The sequence below is a fragment of the Martelella radicis genome, from assembly GCF_014196625.1.
Lineage (GTDB): Bacteria > Pseudomonadota > Alphaproteobacteria > Rhizobiales > Rhizobiaceae > Martelella > Martelella radicis.
In genome coordinates, this window is sequence record NZ_JACIDZ010000017.1 from 12,077 (window position 1) to 29,374 (window position 17,298).

Sequence of the window (17,298 nt, forward strand, 5' to 3'; positions counted from 1 at the left end):
GATCATTCCTGAAATTATGACGCCTGAGCGTAACTTGCCTCGATGATGGCGTTGCGGTTCATCTCTTCGCCGGTAAGCTCCCGCGTGATCAGGCCTTCGACCATCACGAGCACACGGTCGCATAGATCGGGCAGCTCATCAGGCTCGGAAGAGATCACAAGCACCGCCATGCCTTCTGCGGCCAGATCGCGGATAAGCCGGTGAATTTCACCGCGCGCGCCGATATCGACGCCCCTTGTCGGCTCATCGAGAATGAGCACGTCCGGCCGACGCAAAAGCCAGCGGCCGATCACCACCTTCTGCTGATTGCCGCCCGAAAGCCGGCCCACCGGCGTATCGACGCCATCCGTCTTGATCGCGAGATCGCGGATGATTTCCTCGCTTTTCGTCCGGCGCTTACGATAATCGATCAGCGGCAGAGCCGGAGATCGTATGATATTGGAAAGATTGGCGATCTGCATGTTGAAGGCGAGGCTTTTGGTCAGGAGCAAAGCCTCGGAGCGCCGTTCCTCGGGCACGAAGCCCAGCCCCTTGTGAACCGCCTCGCTCGGCGAACGCGGCGCGAAGGGGATGCCGTTCAACTCCATCTTCCCGCCGTCAACCCGATCAGCGCCGTAGATCAGGCGCGCAAGCTCGGAGCGCCCTGCCCCGACGAGACCGCCTATGCCCAGCACCTCGCCCTTCCTGAGGCTGAAATCAACGCCCCTGACCCTGGGCAGGCGCTTGAGCCCGCTGACGGAAAGCGCGACCGGACCGTCGATCGCATGCCGTTCCTCGCGCACCAGCGGCTCGACGGCGCCGCCGACAATCGCCTCCACAAGATTTTCCCTGGTCAGCGTCTCGCCTTCAAGGCAGGCGACCGACCGGCCATCGCGAAACGCCGTGACCCTTGAGCAGAGCCGCATGATTTCATCCAGCCGGTGCGACACGTAAAGCACCGCTACGCCGGAACGCGACAGATCCTCGATGATCGCGAACAGCCGCTCCGCCTCATTGGCCGAGAGCGATGCGGTCGGCTCGTCCATCACAATCAGGCGGGCCTTGCGCACCAGCGCCCGGCAGATGTTGACCAGCCAGTTTTCCGCCGTCGACAGGGTTTTGACATTGGTCGAAAGCGAAGCCTTGAGGCCGACGCGCGCGGCAATCGGCGCAATGTCCTTTTCGATCGCCGCCCAGTCGACCCAGCCAAAGTGGGTCTTCTTGGGCAGGCCCAGCATGATGTTTTCCATCACGGTCATGGACGGGATGAAGGCAAGTTCCTGATGAATGAAGTTCATTCCAAGATCGCTTGCCTGGTGCGGCGTCGCCACCTCGACGTCCCGCCCGTCGATCCGGATCCGACCGCCATCGGCGCGGGTCAGGCCGGCAAGAACCTTGATGACGGTGGACTTGCCGGCGCCATTGGCGCCGACGAGGCCGTGAACTTCGCCGGCGCGCAGCGTGAGCGAAACGCCCTTGAGCGCATGGACGCCGCCATATGACTTGACGATATTTTCAGCTTCCAGAAAGACTGCGTGTTCTTCTGAATTTTGTTTTGCGCTTTCCGCTTTTAAGTCAGTCATTTGAACGGCCCCTGCCGGTCCTTCCTCAATTGCCGTAGGCGTCGGGATGCTCCTTCAGGAACGTCTCGATATTGTCCTGCGTGACCAGAATGGCCGGAACCTCGACCGCTTTCGGCTCCCAGGCGTCGCCTTCATCGATGATCTTCTCGAGCAGCATCACCATATCATAGCCTTCGGTGTAGCTGTCCTCCCAGGCGGTGGCGGTCATGTGGCCGCGACGGATATTCTCAAGCGCCTGGGCATTGCCGTTGACACCATAGACCTCGACATCGGTGCGCCCCTGCTGGCGCAGCGGCCCGATCGCGCCAATGGCCGGATCGTCCCAGCAACCCCAGATCGCCAGGTTCTCGTCCCCGGGCGGACGCGATGCGAGCCAGGCATTGGCATATTGCGCGCCGTCTTCCAGATAGCCGGGAATACGAACTTCGTTCTTGGTCACATTGATATCGGGATAGTCCTTGAGCTTTTCGTCAAGCAGGACTTCGCGATTGCGGCAAACCTCGCCGGTGCGATAGGTCAGCGCCAGAATGTCGCCCTTGCCGTTGAGATCCGCGATCATCTTGTCGATCACCGGCGCGGCGATCGGCGCGCCTGAACCATTGGTCGAGGCAACCGAGCGGCCAAGACCGCCGCCCCAGGTAACGACGGGGATGCCGGCGCTGTCGGCGGCGGCAAGACCTGCCCCGATCGACGAATAGGGAAACACCATGTCGATGATCGCGACGGCGCCGCGGCCGGCGAAGTTCTGGATCGCGGAATTGGCCTGGTCGGCGCTGCCCGCCGCATCGACGACATCCACATCCCATCCCAGTTCTTCGGCAGCCGCCTTGGCGCCGTTGATGTAGCGAACATTGTTGGCCTCGTTCGCTGCGATCGAGACGATGCCCAGAAGCTTGCCGTCATCGGCCAGGCTCGGCGACGCCGTCGCCACAAGCGCGCTTGCGACAAGCGCCGAGAAGATTGCGGTTTTCATGTTTTCCTCCCTTGGGTCTCCACCCTTCGCTCTGGCGAACGCCAGAAAAACGTTTCGCCAGATAAGCCCAAAATTATCTTTCGGGCAAGACTGAATTGAAGAAAAACCTTTCGAATACGCTGAACTTGCTCTATTTATCGATTTGATTTTATCAGCGAACCGTTTTGCGGAGGCCAATTTGGCGAACATCAAGGACGTTGCAAAGGCTGCCGGCGTGTCACCGGCTACGGTATCCGCCGTCGTCAACGACACGGCCTATGTGAGCCCGGCCCTGCGCGCCCGCGTCCTCGAGGCCGTCGAGAGCCTCAACTACTCGCCGATGTCGGCGGCCCGCAACCTGAAGCGCGGTCGCAGCCAGCTGATCGCGCTCGCGGTTGCCGATCTGCAGAACCCGTTCTTCTCCCGCATGGTCTGCGCCGCAGAGTCCGCTGTCAGTGCCTGGGGTTACAGCCTCGTCGTCTTCAACAGCGACGAGAAGCCTGAAAACGAGCGCACCATCCTCGGCAGGATCCGCTCGCTGTCCTGCGACGGCGTGATCCTCGTCCCGATCGGCAGTCCGGAGCGCTATCAGCAGTTCTGGCGCGACCCGGCCGCGCCGCCGCTCGTTCTCTTCGGCCGCGAGATCGGCGACAATCGCTTCGATGCTGTCACGCTCGACAATGTTCTGGCCGGGCGACGGGCGACGCGCTACCTGCTGGATCTCGGCCACCGCAGGATCGGCTCGATCACCGGCCCCACCTTCTTGAGCACCGGCGCCGGTCGATTGCAGGGCCTCATGCAGGCCATGGAGGAGCGCGGCTTGAAGCCCGATCCTGCACATATCCGGTCCGGCGATTTTCGCGAGGAAATCGCCTATTCCGTCGCCATGGAAATATTGCAGAGACCCGATCGCCCGACGGCGCTTTATGTGGCCAACGGCCTGATGGCGCTCGGCACGATGCGGGCGATCAACGATCTCGGCCTCAGTTGTCCGGAAGATATTTCGATCGCCTCCACCGACACCTTGCCCGGCGTGGGGGGCTTAAGGCCCCGCCTCACCCGCACGGAACATCCGATGGGGGACATGATTGACCAGGCGGTCCGGTTCCTGATGGAGCGGATCGGCAATGAGGACACGCAGATCCAGGGCCGCCGGGTGACCTTCCCGCCGGAGCTTCTGCTCGGCGACAGTTGCGCGCCGCCTCCTGCGGAAAAATGACGCGCGGTGGCGGGCCGGCGCGAAGCAGCTAGCGCTGATCGATGGCTTGCCGCGTTACCGCCTCCAGCAGATCCATGAGGCCGGAATTGTGCCTTGCGGCCATCTCCTGATCGCCATCGGCAATCGCCCGCAACGTGTCGGCATGGCAGACCGCGGCCTTGGAAAAGGAATGCGTGTCGGAAATGAAGGAAAACCAGAACCGGCGCGACAGGTTGTGAATGACGTTGATCTGGCTTTGTAGAAACCGGTTGTTGGCCGCCTCCGCCTCCAGCAGGTGGATCGCCTTGTTGATCGCCAGGTAGCGGGACCGATCAGCCTCCGCGATCGCGCTTTCCAGCCGGTCGGCGAGCGAACGCATCTCTTCACGCTGGGCATCGCTGGCGCGCTTGCAGGCAAGGGTGACGACGAGGTTTTCCAACGGACGCCGCGTTTCGAGGAGCTCGAGCTGTTTCGACACGTCAACGGCGGTCACCAATATGCCGCGTCTGGGCAGGATCTCGACGAAGCCCTCGAACTTCAGTCTTTGCAGCGCCTCGCGCACGGGCGTACGCCCGCAATTCAGTTCGCGGGCGATCTCGCTTTCGGACAGAAGCTCGTGCGATTTGAGCGCGCCCGTGACGATCTGGTTCTGAATCGTGTCATAGGCGACATCCGTCATGGAACCGTTTGCCGACGTTTTTTCCACTCTCGTCTCCTTCGCCCCCTAAGGCAGTGCGATTTGCCAGAACATAGCGGTTGACTTCGTTATCCGCAACAGATAGTCATCAGATCAACATGTAATATATCAGACGGTTGTGGAGGAGGAACCATGCCTGTTTCGATGGACACGCGAGAGCGCCAGCGGCTCGATTGCGACCTGGTCGTCATCGGCGGCGGCGCCGCAGGCGTGACGGCCGCGACAATTGCCGCCCGCAATGGTCTTTCCGTCATCATCGTGGAGCGTCACGGCTTTTGCGGCGGCGGCGCGGTTGCCGGGCATTCCGGCACGATCTGCGGCCTTTACGAGGCGAGCGACAATCCTGAAAACGGGCCCATCCCGGCGGTCTTCGGCTTTGCCGGCGAATTCGTCTCGCGCATGGAAGATCGCGGTGGCCTCGGCGAACCCGTGCGCTACGGCAAGACCTTCACCCGCGTCCACGACCCCATCGTGTGGCGGGAGGTTTCCGACGATCTTCTGAGCGAGGCGGGCGTGACGGTCATCTATCACGCCGTCGCGACCGAGGTGCTGATGGAGGGCGACCGGATCGAGGGCGTTCATGTCTGGACCAAGGAGGGCCCCCTCGACATCCGCGCCAAGCGCACCATCGATGCCTCCGGCGATGCCGATCTCGTCGCCATGGCTGGCCTTCCGAGCTTCATCGGCGACAATGGCCGCGTTCAGAATCCGACCATGATCTTCCGACTGCAGGGCGTGGATGTCGCAGCGTTCCGCGCCGCTTATGGCGAGGACACGATCATGCCGCCGGAGGTTTCGGAAATGATCGTCACGGCAAATCAGAGCGGAGACTACGCCCTGCCGCGCGCCAAAATCTGGCTGTTCCCGACCACGCGGCCCGGCGAACTGCTCTGCAATTGCACCCGCATCGTCGGCGCCGACGGACGCGAGCTCAATCCTCTCTTCTGGCGCGACTTTTCAGAGGCGGAGACGCAGGGCCGCCGGCAGGCGCGCGAATATGCGCGTTTCTTCCGCGATCACCTCACCGGCTGCGAGACATCCTTCGTCAATGACATGGCGGTGCAAGTCGGCGTCCGTCAGACCCGCCAGGTCGAAGGCGTCACAAAACTCATGAATGCCGATGTGACCGGCGGCACCAAATTCGGCGATGGCATTGCCCGCTCGCCCTGGCCGATCGAGCTCCACGCCGGCGCGAAGCCGAAGGTCGAGTGGCTGCTGAACGACGTCTACGAAATTCCCTACGGCTGTTTCGTGCCTCAGAGGGGCGAGAACCTGCTCGTCGCCGGGCGCTGCCTTTCCGCCGAGCACGAGGCGGTCGCCTCTGCCCGGGTGACGGCGCAGTGCTTCAGCTATGGTCATGCCATCGGCCACGCGGCGACGATCTCGGTGAAGGATGGGATTGCGCCCCGCGACATTTCCGGGGCCGACATCCGCGCCATCCTCAACCGTGAAAACGCGCATCTGGACGGGTAAGGCATGAGCGAGGAAATCACTGTCGAAAGGCGCGAAGGCTTCGCCATTCTCACCATGAACCGCCCTGCGCGCCGCAACGCACTCGGCGCGACAAGCATGGCCGCGCTGTTTGAAAATCTGAAGGCTCTTGCCGTCGACCCCGAATGCGCCGCCGTGGTGCTCACCGGCGCACCGCCGGCCTTCTGCGCAGGATCGGACCTGAAAGAACTTGGCGGATTGTCCGTTGCGGACATGTGCGAACACGAGGCCGAGACAGCGCGGATCGCGCGCGCGATCGGGCTTCTTCCGATTCCGGTGATCGCGGCGGTGGAAGGTTATGCGCTCGGCGGCGGCTTCATCCTGGCCGTCTCCTGCGACATCGTCGTCTCGGCGGCAGGCGCGAAATGGAACATGCCGGAAGTGCGCAATGGCTGGCTGCCGCCATGGGGGCTGCAGGCGCTTCTTGCCCGCACGAGCGCCGCCAATGCCCGCCTCATCACCTGGGGCATTATGGAAATCGACGGGAACGAGGCCAGACGACTTGGCATCGCCGATGCGGTCGCCCCCGACGGCGCCGCGCTTGAGACCGCCTGCACGCTGGCCGGCCGGCTAGCGGCTCTGCCTGCCAATGCCGTCGCCTCGGCCAAGCGGTTCTTCGAAATCGCGGCGAGCGCCGATGCCGAACGCAAAGATGCGGAAGCGGGCAGGCTCTTCGCGCAGGATTGTGAAAGTGTGGCGGCGAAAGCCGTCCTCTCCAGATTTACGGTGAAATGACATGCAGAAGATCGTCACGGCCGAGGAGGCCGTCGCCAATATCAAGAGCGGCGCAACCGTCGCAAGCGCCGGCGTAATCGGCTGGGTCACGCCCGACGCCATCCTGAAGGCGCTCGGCGCGCGCTTCGAAAAGACCGGTTCGCCCGGCGACCTCACCTTCTATTTCCCCTGCGGCACCGGCGATGCCATGGGCATCAAGGGCATGGACCACGTGGCCCGCGAAGGGTTGATGAAACGCATCGTCTCGGGAAGCTACATCAACCCCGTCGACCCTCAGACCGGCAAACGCCCCGAACTGATGCGGCTGATCCGCGAAAACAGGGTCGAGGCCTATAGCTGGCCGATCGGCGCTTCCATGCACTGGCTGCGCGAGGTCGCGCGCAAGTCGCCCGGCTACATCACCCGCGTCGGTCTCGGCACCTATGCCGATCCGAGACTGGGCGGCGGAAAGTTTACCGAAAAGGCGAAGGACGACCTGATCCGGGTCATCGAGATCGATGGTGAGGAACTGCTTTATTATCCCACATGGCCGGTCGATATCGCGATCCTGAGGGCCGCCAGCGCCGACAAATACGGCAATCTGAGCTGGGAGGACGAACCGCTGACGACCGCCAATATCGCGCTGGCGCTGGCCGCCAAGGCGAGCGGCGGCAAGGTCATCGTTCAGGTGCGGCGCATCGTCGAGGCCGACAGCCGGCCGGCGACGGTCAACCGCCTGCCCGGCGTCTTCGTCGACCAGATCGTCGTGGACGAAGACATGATGATGACCACGGATGTGGCTTATGAGCCGGCCTATTTCGGCGGCCAGCGCCGGGATCTTACGACGCTCGAGCCGCCGCCCTTTTCGGCGGACAGGATCATCGCGAACCGCATCGCCGCCGAGGTCCGCAGCCAGGAGCTTGCGATCTACGGTTTCGGCGCGGCGACCGATGTGCCTCTGGTCATGGCAGAGCAGGGTCTTTTTGCCGGCGAGGCGATCCACGACTATCCGGCAACGACAGAACACGGCGCCTATGGCGGCATCGTCATGCCGGGCTGGCAGTTCTCCGCCAATATCAACCCGGACGCGCTGCTTGACGGTCCGACCCAGTTCGATGTCATCGACGGCGGGCTGTGCACATTCACGGCGCTCTCCTTCGCCGAATATGACAGCGACGGCGTGGTCAACGTCTCGAAGTTCGGCAAGGCCAATCCCGGCGCCGGCGGCTTCATCGATATCGCCCAGAATGCGCAACGGCTGATTTTCGCCGGCACCTTCACCACCGGTGGACTGAAGGCCGATGTCAGTGACGGCAGGCTTGAAATCCTGCAGGAGGGCAAGGTCCGCAAATTCGTCAACGCGGCGGCGTCCGTCACCTATCGGGTCGAGGAGGGGGTGCGCAAACGCGGCCAGGAGGCCCTGATCGTCACCGAGCGCGCCGTCTTCCGCTGCGCCGGGGACGGGCTTGAACTGATCGAGATCGCCCCGGGCATCGACCTTCAGAGCCAGGTGCTCGACCTGATGGATTTCGCGCCGGTCAGGATCAGCGATCCCCTGCCGCTCATGGACGAAAAGCACTTCGCCCGAACGCTGAAAGAGGAGCGTGCAGACGCATGAAGTTCACCGACATCCCCGAAGGCTCTCGTGCCCTCCTGAGAAAGGGCACCGTCCTGCCCGCCCACCCGCTTCTGCTCACCGCAGAACGCAAGCTTGACGAGGCGCGCCAGCGCGCGGTCACCCGATACTATGTCGATGCAGGCGCCGGCGGCATGGCGGTCGGCGTCCACACCACGCAGTTTGCCATCCGCGATGTCGGGCTCTACGAGCCGGTCCTGCGCCTTGCCGCGGAAACGGCCTACGCCTGGACCGACCGGCCGCTTCTGATGGTTGCCGGCGTCACCGGCAGGACCGAGCAGGCGCTCAATGAAGCCCGCATCGCGCGCGGGCTGGGCTATCATGCGGTTCTCCTGAATCTTGCGCGCCTGAAAGGCCAGTCGGAAACCGAAATCCTCGACCATTGCCGTGCCATCGCCGCCGAAATGCCCGTGGTCGGCTTCGCCCTTCTGCCCGAGGTCGGCGGCTTTCATCTCTCCTACGATTTCTGGCGCGCCTTTGCGGAAATCGACAATGTGGTGGCGATCAAGATGGCGCCGTTTGATCGCTATCGCACCATCGAGATCGTCCGCGCGGTCTGTGACGCAGGGGCTCAGGATCGCGTCACGCTTTATACCGGCAATGACGATCACATCATCCTCGACCTTGTCCAGCCCTTCGTCGTGCGATCGGCCGACGGCAAGAGCGAGCAAAGGCTGCGCATTCGCGGCGGCCTTCTGGGGCACTGGAGCGTGTGGGCGGAAAAGGCAGTGGAACAGCTCGAGCGCATCCATGCCATTCCCGATGGCGCAGCCATTCCCGAAGACGTGCTGGCGCTCGACAGCGTGGTGACCGACTGCAATCTCGCCATCTACGACGCGCTGAACAATCTGGCGGGATGCATTCCGGGCTGCCTGGAAGTGCTGCGTCGCCAGGGACTGGCCGCCGGAACCTGGTGCCTTGATGAGAAAGAGATCCTGAGCCCCGGCCAGAGCGAACAGATCGACCGGGTCTATGCCATGTATCCCGAAATGAACGACGACCTCTTTGTGAAGAAGAATTTGACGCGCTGGCTGAGCGGCGACGCCGCCGCCAATCCGCTTGAGCGATGAAACAGGTTTGGGAGGAAACCGAAATGAACAAGACGATTGAGACCCTTCATCCCGGCATGTTTCCGGACACATTTCGTGACGTCGAGCATCTCGAGGATTTCATGTCGGTGCCGACGGCCGAGGTGGTCGAGGACCTGAACGCGCTCGACGGCGACATCATGATCCTCGGCGTCGGTGGCAAGATCGGCGTCACCATGGCGCGCATGGCCAAGAAGGCCTGCCCCGACAAGCGGGTCATCGGCGTGTCGCGCTTTTCCGAAAAAGGCGTCGAGGAACGCCTCAACGCCTGGGGCATCGAGACGATCGCCTGCGACCTGCTTGACCGGGAGGCGGTGAACGCGCTGCCGAAGGTCGCCAATGTCATCTACATGGCCGGCCTCAAATTCGACTATCGCGGCCGCGAGGACTTTCTCTGGGCGATGAACACGATCGCGCCGCAAATCACCGCGGAGGCCTTTCGCGACAGCCGGCTGGTGACCTTTTCGACGATCCATGTCTATCCCTGGTCGAACCCGCTTCACGGCGGCGTGACGGAGCGGGACCTGCCCATGGCCCGCCCCGGCGAATACGCCAATTCGGTCGTCGGCCGCGAGCGCACCTTCGAGCATTTCTCCAAGAAATACGACACGCCCGGGCGCGCCATGCGCTTCGTCTACGCGATCGACCCGCGCTACGGCGTCATGCAGGAGATTGCGAGCTGGGTCTTCGCCGGCAAGGAGGTTCCGCTTGCGACCGGCCATGTCAACATCATGTGGCAGGGCGATGCCAACGCCCAGTTCCTGCGCATGCTCGGCCAGTGCACAGTGCCGGCAAGCCCGATCAATGTCGGCGGGCCCGAGACCATGTCGGTTCGCTATCTCGCCAACCGTTTCGGCGAGGCCTTCGGCATCGAGCCACGCTTTACCGGCACGGAACAGGATAATTGCCTGCTCGTGAACTGCGACAAGGCGAACGGCATTTTCGGCAATCCGGTCGTGTCGGTCGATCCGATGGTCCGCTGGGTGGCCGACTGGGTGAAAACCGGAAAGCCCGTCCATGGCAAGCCGTCGAAATTCGAAGTCCGCTCCGGTGAGTTTTGAGCCAACGCCATGACCCTACGCCACTATTCCTACGCCATCGCTTCCCATATCGGCTTCATCCTGCTGTGGCAGGCGGTCGTCGTGCTCGCCGATGTGCCGACCTATATCCTTCCCACACCGCTGCAGACCATCGCCGAGCTTTCGGAGGGGTCTTATAACTGGGGCATGCAGATCTGGGTGACCACACTCGAGATCTTCGGCGGCTATGCGCTGGCGGTTGTCGTCGGCGTGGCGCTTTCGGTCCTGTTCGTGTGGATCCCGGCTCTCAACAATTCGCTGATGCCCCTGCTCGTCACGCTCAACATGGTGCCGAAAGTGGCGATGGCGCCGCTGTTCATCATCTGGTTCAGCTACGGCATCGTCCCCAACATGATCATCGCCTTCACGATCTGCTTCTTCCCGATCGTGCTGACGACCTATCGCGGACTGATCGAGGTCGAGCCCGACCTCATCAATCTGGTCAAGGCGCTGAAGGCCAGCCGCTGGCAGATCTTCGTCAAGATCCAGCTTCCCGGCTCCCTGCCCTATCTGTTCTCCGGCATGAAGGTTGCCGCCATCCTGGCGGTCGCCGGGGCCGTCGTCGGCGAGTTCATCGCCTCCGACAAGGGGCTCGGCAATTTCCTGCTGATCCAGCAGAACGCGCTGAACACACCCGCGATGATGATGGCACTGCTTCTGATCACGGCGATCGGCATGGCGCTCTACGGTTTCGTGCTGGTGCTCGAATACATCTTCATCACGCGCAAGGAGATAGCGGCATGACCCAGATGGACCAGAAGCCCTTCATCAGGCTCGATGGCGTCAAGAAGGTGTTCAATGTCGGCGGCAGCGAATTCCTTGCCGTGCAGGACGTTTCGCTCGAAATCCGGGAGGGCGAGCTCGTCTCGATCGTCGGGCCATCCGGTTGCGGCAAGTCGACGGTGTTGTCGATCCTTTCCGATCTCAACAAGGCCACCGAAGGCACGATCGAGATCGGCAATGAACACTCGCCGTTCACCCCCGGCCGGGATGTCGGCATGGTGTTCCAGAAGGCGCTGCTTCTGAAGTGGCGCACCATCATCGACAATGTACTTCTACCCGCCGAAATCCTCGGCCTGCCTCAAAAGGAAAGCCGCGAACGCGCCGCCGACCTTCTGGACATGGTCGGCCTTGCGAAATTCGCCGACGCCTACCCGCAGCAGCTTTCCGGCGGCATGCAGCAACGCGCCTCGATTGCCCGCGCCCTGGTTCACGATCCACGCCTCATCCTGATGGACGAGCCCTTCGGCGCGCTCGACGCCCTGACGCGCGAGCGCATGAACCTCGAACTCCTGCGCATCTGGAAGGAAAGCCGCAAGACGATCCTGTTCGTGACCCACGGCATTCAGGAAGCGGTGTTCCTCGGCTCGCAGGTCGCCGTCATGACTGCAGGCCCTGCCCGCATGGCGGCGCATTTCGATATCGAGCTGCCGGAGCCCCGAACGCTCGACGTCAAGACGACCGAGAAATTCGGCGCCTATACCCGCGACATCTACCATCTGCTCGGACTGAACTGAAACTGGTTTTAAGGGAGGAAACCATGCGAAAGTACATGACATTTCTGATGGCAACCGCGCTTTGCGGAACCGGCGCCAGCGCCGCCATGGCCGAGGATTTGAGCCTGCAGCTCAACTGGAAGGCCGGCGGCGACCATGCCCCGATCTATTATGCGCTGGAACAGGGCTGGTATGAGGAGGCGGGCGTCGACCTCGACGTGCGCCAGGGCTCGGGCTCGGGCGCCTCCGCCAAGGCGCTCGCCGTCGGCCAGGCGGATCTCGCCATCATCGACACGCCGACCGCACTTCAGTTCATCGGCAATGACACGCCGATCAAGGGCGTGTTCGTCGCCTATAATGACAGTCCCTATGGCATCTACTGGAAGAAGAGTTCAGGCATCGAGACGGTGGCCGACCTGAAGGGCCGCAAGATCGGCGCTCCGGCCTTCGATGCCGCGCGTCAGATGTGGATCCCGATCGCCAATGCGCTGAACCTCGATCCCGATTCCGTCGAATGGGTGAACCTGCAGCCGACCGCCAAGGTTGCCGCACTTCAGTCAGGCGCGATCGACGCGACAACGCATTTCTATTCGGTGCACTTCATCTATGAGGATGTGCTCGGAGACGATCTGGGCTATGCGCTGCTGCGCGACGAGGGACTGAACCCATACGGCCTCGCCTATTTCGCCAGCGACGATTCCATCGCCGAAAAACATGATGCGATCGAGGCCATGGTGCATGTCACCCAGCGCGCCTTCTCCGCCTGCCTTGAAGACCCCGCCCCCTGCGCCAAGGCGCTGTCGCAGGCCGTCAGCATGAAGGAAAGCGACGCCGCCCGCGAGCTCGAATATGCCTCGCGCGTCATTCCCGGCATCGATAATCCGCTGGCGATCGGCGAATGGGACATCGAGCGCGTCGCCGCTGACTATGATCTCGTGGAGGCTTCCTTCGAGATCACGCCGTTTGACCCGAAGACCGCCGTTACCAATGAATTCATCGACACGTCGATCAAATATCCGACGACGAATTGACCCACGGCATTAACCGGCAGGCTGCAGAAGGCCCCGCGCTCAGCGCCGGGGCCTTTACTTGCACAGGAACAGAGCGCCTGACGACGACGCTTAGCAAAATCTGCGGCTCGGACGCAGGCGCCCGGGCAAGGGCTGGCGGCGGGTTTCACCTTCTGTGTCGGTGAAGGCAATTCATCTGCACGCAGCCGCGGCTTTGCCCCACATTTGCGCCGTCCGTTCTGCTCCCGGAGGCCGCTCCATCCTCCTCGCCCGCTGCGTTGTTCGCCTGACGCACGGAAACGATCTCTATTTGAACAAAATTCATAATGCGAACTTTTGCGCTGACATGAGACCGCCTTGTTCCTAAAGTTCCTCCGTCGGTAGGAGGTCGACAAAATGGACAAGACAATTCCCACACTGGAAGCGGCCGTCGCCCCTATCTTTGACGGCGCGACCGTCATGATCGGCGGTTTCGGCGGGTCGGGCGCGCCGATCGAGCTCATTCACGCGCTGATCGACCAGGGCGCAAAGGACCTCACGGTCATCAACAACAATGCAGGCAACGGTCATGTCGGGCTCGCCGCCCTGATCGAGCAGAACCGCGTGCGCCGGATGATCTGCTCGTTTCCGCGCTCCTCAAACGCCACCGTGTTCAACGAGCGTTATCTTGCCGGAAAGATCGAGCTGGAACTGGTGCCGCAGGGCACGCTTGCCGAACGCATTCGCGCCGGTGGCGCCGGCATTCCGGCCTTCTACACGCCGACCGGCTACGGCACTGAACTTGCCGACGGCAAGCCCACGGCGGAGTTTGAAGGGCGGCCTTATGTGCAGGAACGCTGGCTGAAAGCCGATTTCGCCCTGATCAAGGCGGAGACTGCCGACACCCACGGCAACCTCACCTATCGCATGGCCGCGCGCAACTTCAATCCGCTGATGGCGATGGCGGCCGCGACCACCATCGTCCAGGCAAGCCGCGTTGTCGCGCCCGGCGGCATCGACCCCGAACAGGTGATCACGCCCGGCATCTTCGTTTCCTCCGTCGTCGAGGTCGCCGCGCCCGCGCAGGAGGAACTCCTCACCTGGCAGGAGGCCGTCTACCCATGATTTCCGTCGACGACATCAAGCTTTCCAATGCCCAGATCGCCTGGCGCGCCGCCCAGGACATCGAGGACAGCGCCTACGTCAATCTCGGCATCGGCTTCCCCGAAATGGTCGCGAAGTTTCAGCCGGAGGGCCGGCAGGCGATCTTCCACACGGAAAACGGCGTGCTCGATTTCGGGCCCGCGCCGGAGCCGGGCGAAGAGGACTGGGACCTCATCAATGCCGGCAAGAAGGCGATCACGCTGCGCCCCGGCACGGCTTTCTTCCACCACGCCGACAGTTTCGCCATGGTGCGAGGCGGCCATCTGGATGTCGCCATCCTCGGCGCTTATGAAGTGGCCGAAAACGGTGATCTCGCCAACTGGTCAACCGGCAAGGGCGGCGTTCCCGCCGTCGGCGGGGCGATGGACCTTGTCCATGGCGCAAGGCGCGTCGCGGTCGTCACCGACCACGTGACCAAGAAGGGCGCGCCGAAACTGGTGAAACGCTGTTCACTGCCGCTGACGGGTGTGGCCTGCGTCACGCGGGTCTACACCTCGCTTGCCGTCATCGACATCGCAGACGGCCATTTCGTGCTGCGCGAAAAACTAGCCTCGCTGTCCTTCGATGATCTGCAGGCGCTGACGGGCGCGCGCCTCCTCACCGAGGGCGATGTGGCAGACCTCTCCGTACCGGAAGTGTGATCCATGAAAGACGTCTATATCTGCGACTATATCCGCACGCCGATCGGCCGTTTCGGCGGCGCGCTTTCCGCCGTCGGAGCCGATGATCTTGCCGCGATCCCGATCCGCGCGCTGATGGAGCGCAACGCGAACACCGATTGGGCCGCTGTCGACGAGGTGATCCTCGGCTGCGCCAACCAGGCCGGCGAGGACAACCGCAATGTGGCGCGCATGGCCGCGCTTCTTTCCGGTTTACCGGTGGAAGTGCCGGGCACGACCATGAACCGGCTTTGCGGCTCGGGCATGGACGCCGTCATCACCGCCGCGCGCGCCATTCGCGCCGAAGAGGCGGAACTGATCATTGCCGGCGGCGTGGAATCCATGTCCCGCGCGCCCTTTGTCATGCCGAAGGCGGAGACCGCCTTTTCGCGCCATGCCGAAATTTATGACACCACGATCGGCTGGCGTTTCGTCAACCCGTCGATGAAAGCGCGCTTCGGCGTCGATTCCATGCCCGAGACGGGCGAAAACGTGGCCGAGGATTTCGCGATAAGCCGCGCTGACCAGGACGCGTTTGCCTGCGCGTCACAGAAGAAGGCGGCACGCGCCGCCGAAAGCGGGAGGCTTGCCCAGGAGATTACCGCCGTTACCATTCCGCAACGCCGAGGCGATCCGAAGATCGTTGAGCACGACGAGCAGCCCCGCCCGGAAACGACCGTCGAGGTGCTGTCGCGCCTTCCAACGCCCTTCCGCGCCGGCGGCACGGTGACGGCAGGCAACGCCTCGGGCGTCAATGACGGAGCAGCCGGGCTCATTCTCGCAAGCGAGGAAGCCGCCGTCCGGCACGGCCTCAACCCGATCGCCCGCGTGCTTGGCGGCGCAACCGCCGGGGTCACGCCGCGCATCATGGGCTTCGGCCCGGCGATTGCGGCGCGCAAGCTGCTGCGCCGGCTCGGGCTTCAGACCGGCGATTTCTCCGTGATCGAGCTCAACGAGGCCTTCGCCTCGCAGGCGCTGGCGACACTGCGCGACCTCGGCATTGCCGATGACGACCCGCGCGTCAATCCGAATGGCGGGGCGATTGCGCTTGGCCATCCGCTTGGCATGTCCGGCGCGCGCATCACCGGCACCGCCATGCTGGAACTAAAGCCGGGCGAAAAGGCACTTTCGGCCATGTGCATCGGTGTCGGTCAGGGCATAGCGGTGGCACTGGAACGGCTGTGACAGGAGACGCATCGGTAGTGGCGACAGACCCGGTTCCCCGCCAAGGGGAACCAGGCCGGCGGACATGCCGCGGCCGGCAGGACAGCCGATCACCTCAGTAAGGCAGGCCGATATAATTTTCGGCCAGTTCCCGCCGCGCGGTTTCCGACTGCGAGAGATGAAGCAGACTTGCCTTTCGCATTTGCGCGGCGAAGCTGTCCTCCTCATCGAAACGGTGCAACAACATGGTCATCTGCCAGCTGAACCTCATGGCCTTCCAGATGCGCTGGAGCGCACGGGCGGAATAGGCATCGATGCCCGCCGCCGTGCCCGAGGCAAAACGCTCGACCAGCGCATGAAAGAGATACCAGACATCGGAGGCGGCAAGGTTGAGCCCCTTGGCGCCGGTCGGCGGAACGATGTGCGCGGCATCACCGACGAGAAAGAGATTACCCCATCTGAGCGGCTCGGACACGAATGAACGTAGCGGCGCGATGCTCTTTTCGATCGACGATCCTGTCACCAATCGTGCAGAGACATCGCTCGGCAGGCGGCATTTCAGTTCGTCCCAAAAGGCCGCGTCCGACCAGTCCTCCGCCTTGTCGGAAAGTGGCACCTGCACATAGTAGCGGCTCAGAGCCTTGCTGCGCATGGAGGCGAGCGCGAAGCCGCGATCGGAATTGGCGTAGATCAGTTCGTCATGCACCGGCGGGGTGCGCGACAGGACACCAAGCCAGCCGAAGGGATAGACGCGTTCGAACTCCCGTCTCTTTTCCTGCGGTATGGTTCGGCGCGAGATGCCATGAAAGCCGTCGCAGCCGGCGACATAAGAACACGTTATCGTCTTGCGTTCACCCTCATGGGTGAAGCCGACCGTCGATTGCGCTTGGTCGAGGTCACTGATGACGACATCCTCCACGCCGTGGAATATCGGAGTTTCCATGTCCTCCTGTGCGCGATAGAGATCGGCGGTCACCTCGGTCTGGCCGTAAACCATGACCCGGGCTCCCGTCAGCCCCGCGAAATCGATGCGGACCTGAAGATCATTGTCGGAAAGCACACAGCCGTCATGGGCGATGCCCTCTGCATCCATGCGTTCGCCAACGCCGGCCTCGCGCAGAAGCTTGACCGCCCCCCATTCGAGAATGCCAGCGCGAATGCGCGAGAGAACGTGATTGCGGCTTGCTCGCTCCAGGATGACGGTTTCGATCCCCTGCCGGTTCAGAAGCTGGGACAGGAGCAGGCCGGATGGCCCGCCCCCGATGATCGCTATCTGGGTTTTCATGAAAGACCTCCTCCCGTCTTTGACCTTTCAAGGCTAGCGCCGCCTCACCGAACGGGAAATGCACGGAATCGGCAATGGATGGCACCAATCGTGCATTAATGCGAATTATCAAAAAATACGCGTT

At 62.8% G+C, this 17,298-nt stretch carries 16 protein-coding genes; 12 read left to right on the forward strand and 4 right to left on the reverse strand.

Features of this window, described 5'->3' with window-relative positions; genetic code table 11:
- Positions 1 to 14: 14 nt before the first annotated feature.
- On the reverse strand, positions 15 to 1,562 hold the full coding sequence (locus tag GGR30_RS20065) for a sugar ABC transporter ATP-binding protein (protein WP_183490371.1): 1,548 nt from the start codon (positions 1,560 to 1,562) through the stop codon (positions 15 to 17).
- 25 nt (positions 1,563 to 1,587) lie between these two features.
- Complete coding sequence (locus GGR30_RS20070) at positions 1,588 to 2,535, reverse strand: sugar ABC transporter substrate-binding protein (RefSeq protein WP_183490374.1); 948 nt, start codon at positions 2,533 to 2,535, stop codon at positions 1,588 to 1,590.
- Positions 2,536 to 2,713: 178 nt separating this feature from the next.
- Here GGR30_RS20070 and GGR30_RS20075 point away from each other — a divergent pair, with 178 nt between their 5' ends.
- Complete coding sequence (locus GGR30_RS20075) at positions 2,714 to 3,733, forward strand: LacI family DNA-binding transcriptional regulator (RefSeq protein WP_183490377.1); 1,020 nt, start codon at positions 2,714 to 2,716, stop codon at positions 3,731 to 3,733.
- Positions 3,734 to 3,761: 28 nt separating this feature from the next.
- Here the strand turns inward: GGR30_RS20075 and GGR30_RS20080 are convergent, their stop codons facing one another.
- The gene (locus GGR30_RS20080) at positions 3,762 to 4,418 is read right to left on the reverse strand and encodes an FCD domain-containing protein (RefSeq protein ID WP_183490380.1); all 657 of its coding nucleotides are present in this window, start codon (positions 4,416 to 4,418) and stop codon (positions 3,762 to 3,764) included.
- A gap of 123 nt (positions 4,419 to 4,541) precedes the next feature.
- Here GGR30_RS20080 and GGR30_RS20085 point away from each other — a divergent pair, with 123 nt between their 5' ends.
- The 11 genes from GGR30_RS20085 to pcaF all read left to right on the forward strand — a co-directional run bounded on the left by GGR30_RS20085 (position 4,542) and on the right by pcaF (position 15,910).
- Positions 4,542 to 5,882, forward strand: coding sequence for an FAD-dependent oxidoreductase (locus GGR30_RS20085; protein ID WP_246414056.1), 1,341 nt, complete (start codon positions 4,542 to 4,544; stop codon positions 5,880 to 5,882).
- Positions 5,883 to 5,885: 3 nt separating this feature from the next.
- A complete protein-coding gene (locus tag GGR30_RS20090) occupies positions 5,886 to 6,635 on the forward strand; it encodes an enoyl-CoA hydratase/isomerase family protein (RefSeq protein WP_183490383.1) in 750 nt (249 codons plus the stop codon).
- 1 nt (position 6,636) lies between these two features.
- Entirely contained in the window at positions 6,637 to 8,232 is a 1,596-nt protein-coding gene (locus GGR30_RS20095; protein ID WP_183490386.1) for an acyl CoA:acetate/3-ketoacid CoA transferase, read from the forward strand.
- Positions 8,229 to 9,320: a dihydrodipicolinate synthase family protein gene (locus GGR30_RS20100; RefSeq protein WP_183490388.1), complete on the forward strand. Its 1,092-nt coding sequence runs from the start codon at positions 8,229 to 8,231 to the stop codon at positions 9,318 to 9,320. Before GGR30_RS20095 ends, GGR30_RS20100 begins: the two co-directional genes overlap by 4 nt.
- A gap of 23 nt (positions 9,321 to 9,343) precedes the next feature.
- Positions 9,344 to 10,399 (forward strand): NAD-dependent epimerase/dehydratase family protein, encoded by a 1,056-nt coding sequence (locus GGR30_RS20105; protein ID WP_246414057.1) that lies wholly within the window; start codon positions 9,344 to 9,346, stop codon positions 10,397 to 10,399.
- 9 nt (positions 10,400 to 10,408) lie between these two features.
- Positions 10,409 to 11,161, forward strand: coding sequence for an ABC transporter permease (locus GGR30_RS20110; RefSeq protein WP_183490391.1), 753 nt, complete (start codon positions 10,409 to 10,411; stop codon positions 11,159 to 11,161).
- A gap of 5 nt (positions 11,162 to 11,166) precedes the next feature.
- On the forward strand, positions 11,167 to 11,934 hold the full coding sequence (locus GGR30_RS20115; protein WP_425488369.1) for an ABC transporter ATP-binding protein: 768 nt from the start codon (positions 11,167 to 11,169) through the stop codon (positions 11,932 to 11,934).
- A gap of 23 nt (positions 11,935 to 11,957) precedes the next feature.
- On the forward strand, positions 11,958 to 12,944 hold the full coding sequence (locus GGR30_RS20120; protein ID WP_183490397.1) for an ABC transporter substrate-binding protein: 987 nt from the start codon (positions 11,958 to 11,960) through the stop codon (positions 12,942 to 12,944).
- Positions 12,945 to 13,319: 375 nt separating this feature from the next.
- Positions 13,320 to 14,027, forward strand: coding sequence for a 3-oxoacid CoA-transferase subunit A (locus GGR30_RS20125; RefSeq protein ID WP_183490400.1), 708 nt, complete (start codon positions 13,320 to 13,322; stop codon positions 14,025 to 14,027).
- A complete protein-coding gene (locus GGR30_RS20130) occupies positions 14,024 to 14,707 on the forward strand; it encodes a 3-oxoacid CoA-transferase subunit B (RefSeq protein ID WP_183490403.1) in 684 nt (227 codons plus the stop codon). Before GGR30_RS20125 ends, GGR30_RS20130 begins: the two co-directional genes overlap by 4 nt.
- Positions 14,708 to 14,710: 3 nt before the next feature.
- A complete protein-coding gene (gene pcaF, locus GGR30_RS20135) occupies positions 14,711 to 15,910 on the forward strand; it encodes a 3-oxoadipyl-CoA thiolase (RefSeq protein ID WP_183490406.1) in 1,200 nt (399 codons plus the stop codon).
- A gap of 94 nt (positions 15,911 to 16,004) precedes the next feature.
- Here pcaF and pobA read toward each other — a convergent pair whose 3' ends face one another.
- On the reverse strand, positions 16,005 to 17,174 hold the full coding sequence (gene pobA / locus GGR30_RS20140; RefSeq protein ID WP_183490409.1) for a 4-hydroxybenzoate 3-monooxygenase: 1,170 nt from the start codon (positions 17,172 to 17,174) through the stop codon (positions 16,005 to 16,007).
- Positions 17,175 to 17,298: the final 124 nt, after the last annotated feature.

Excerpts from the sequence above, each read along its gene's own strand:
- GGR30_RS20070 (WP_183490374.1), bottom strand. The coding sequence starts at position 2,535 with ATGAAAACCGCAATCTTCTCGGCGCTTGTCGCAAGCGCGCTTGTGGCG.
- GGR30_RS20090 (WP_183490383.1), top strand. The coding sequence starts at position 5,886 with ATGAGCGAGGAAATCACTGTCGAAAGGCGCGAAGGCTTCGCCATTCTC.
- GGR30_RS20110 (WP_183490391.1), top strand. The coding sequence starts at position 10,409 with ATGACCCTACGCCACTATTCCTACGCCATCGCTTCCCATATCGGCTTC.
- GGR30_RS20085 (WP_246414056.1), top strand. The coding sequence starts at position 4,542 with ATGCCTGTTTCGATGGACACGCGAGAGCGCCAGCGGCTCGATTGCGAC.
- GGR30_RS20115 (WP_425488369.1), top strand. The coding sequence starts at position 11,167 with ATGGACCAGAAGCCCTTCATCAGGCTCGATGGCGTCAAGAAGGTGTTC.
- GGR30_RS20130 (WP_183490403.1), top strand. The coding sequence starts at position 14,024 with ATGATTTCCGTCGACGACATCAAGCTTTCCAATGCCCAGATCGCCTGG.
- GGR30_RS20125 (WP_183490400.1), top strand. The coding sequence starts at position 13,320 with ATGGACAAGACAATTCCCACACTGGAAGCGGCCGTCGCCCCTATCTTT.
- GGR30_RS20095 (WP_183490386.1), top strand. The coding sequence starts at position 6,637 with ATGCAGAAGATCGTCACGGCCGAGGAGGCCGTCGCCAATATCAAGAGC.
- GGR30_RS20120 (WP_183490397.1), top strand. The coding sequence starts at position 11,958 with ATGCGAAAGTACATGACATTTCTGATGGCAACCGCGCTTTGCGGAACC.
- GGR30_RS20105 (WP_246414057.1), top strand. The coding sequence starts at position 9,344 with ATGAACAAGACGATTGAGACCCTTCATCCCGGCATGTTTCCGGACACA.
- pcaF (WP_183490406.1), top strand. The coding sequence starts at position 14,711 with ATGAAAGACGTCTATATCTGCGACTATATCCGCACGCCGATCGGCCGT.
- GGR30_RS20100 (WP_183490388.1), top strand. The coding sequence starts at position 8,229 with ATGAAGTTCACCGACATCCCCGAAGGCTCTCGTGCCCTCCTGAGAAAG.
- GGR30_RS20065 (WP_183490371.1), bottom strand. The coding sequence starts at position 1,562 with ATGACTGACTTAAAAGCGGAAAGCGCAAAACAAAATTCAGAAGAACAC.
- pobA (WP_183490409.1), bottom strand. The coding sequence starts at position 17,174 with ATGAAAACCCAGATAGCGATCATCGGGGGCGGGCCATCCGGCCTGCTC.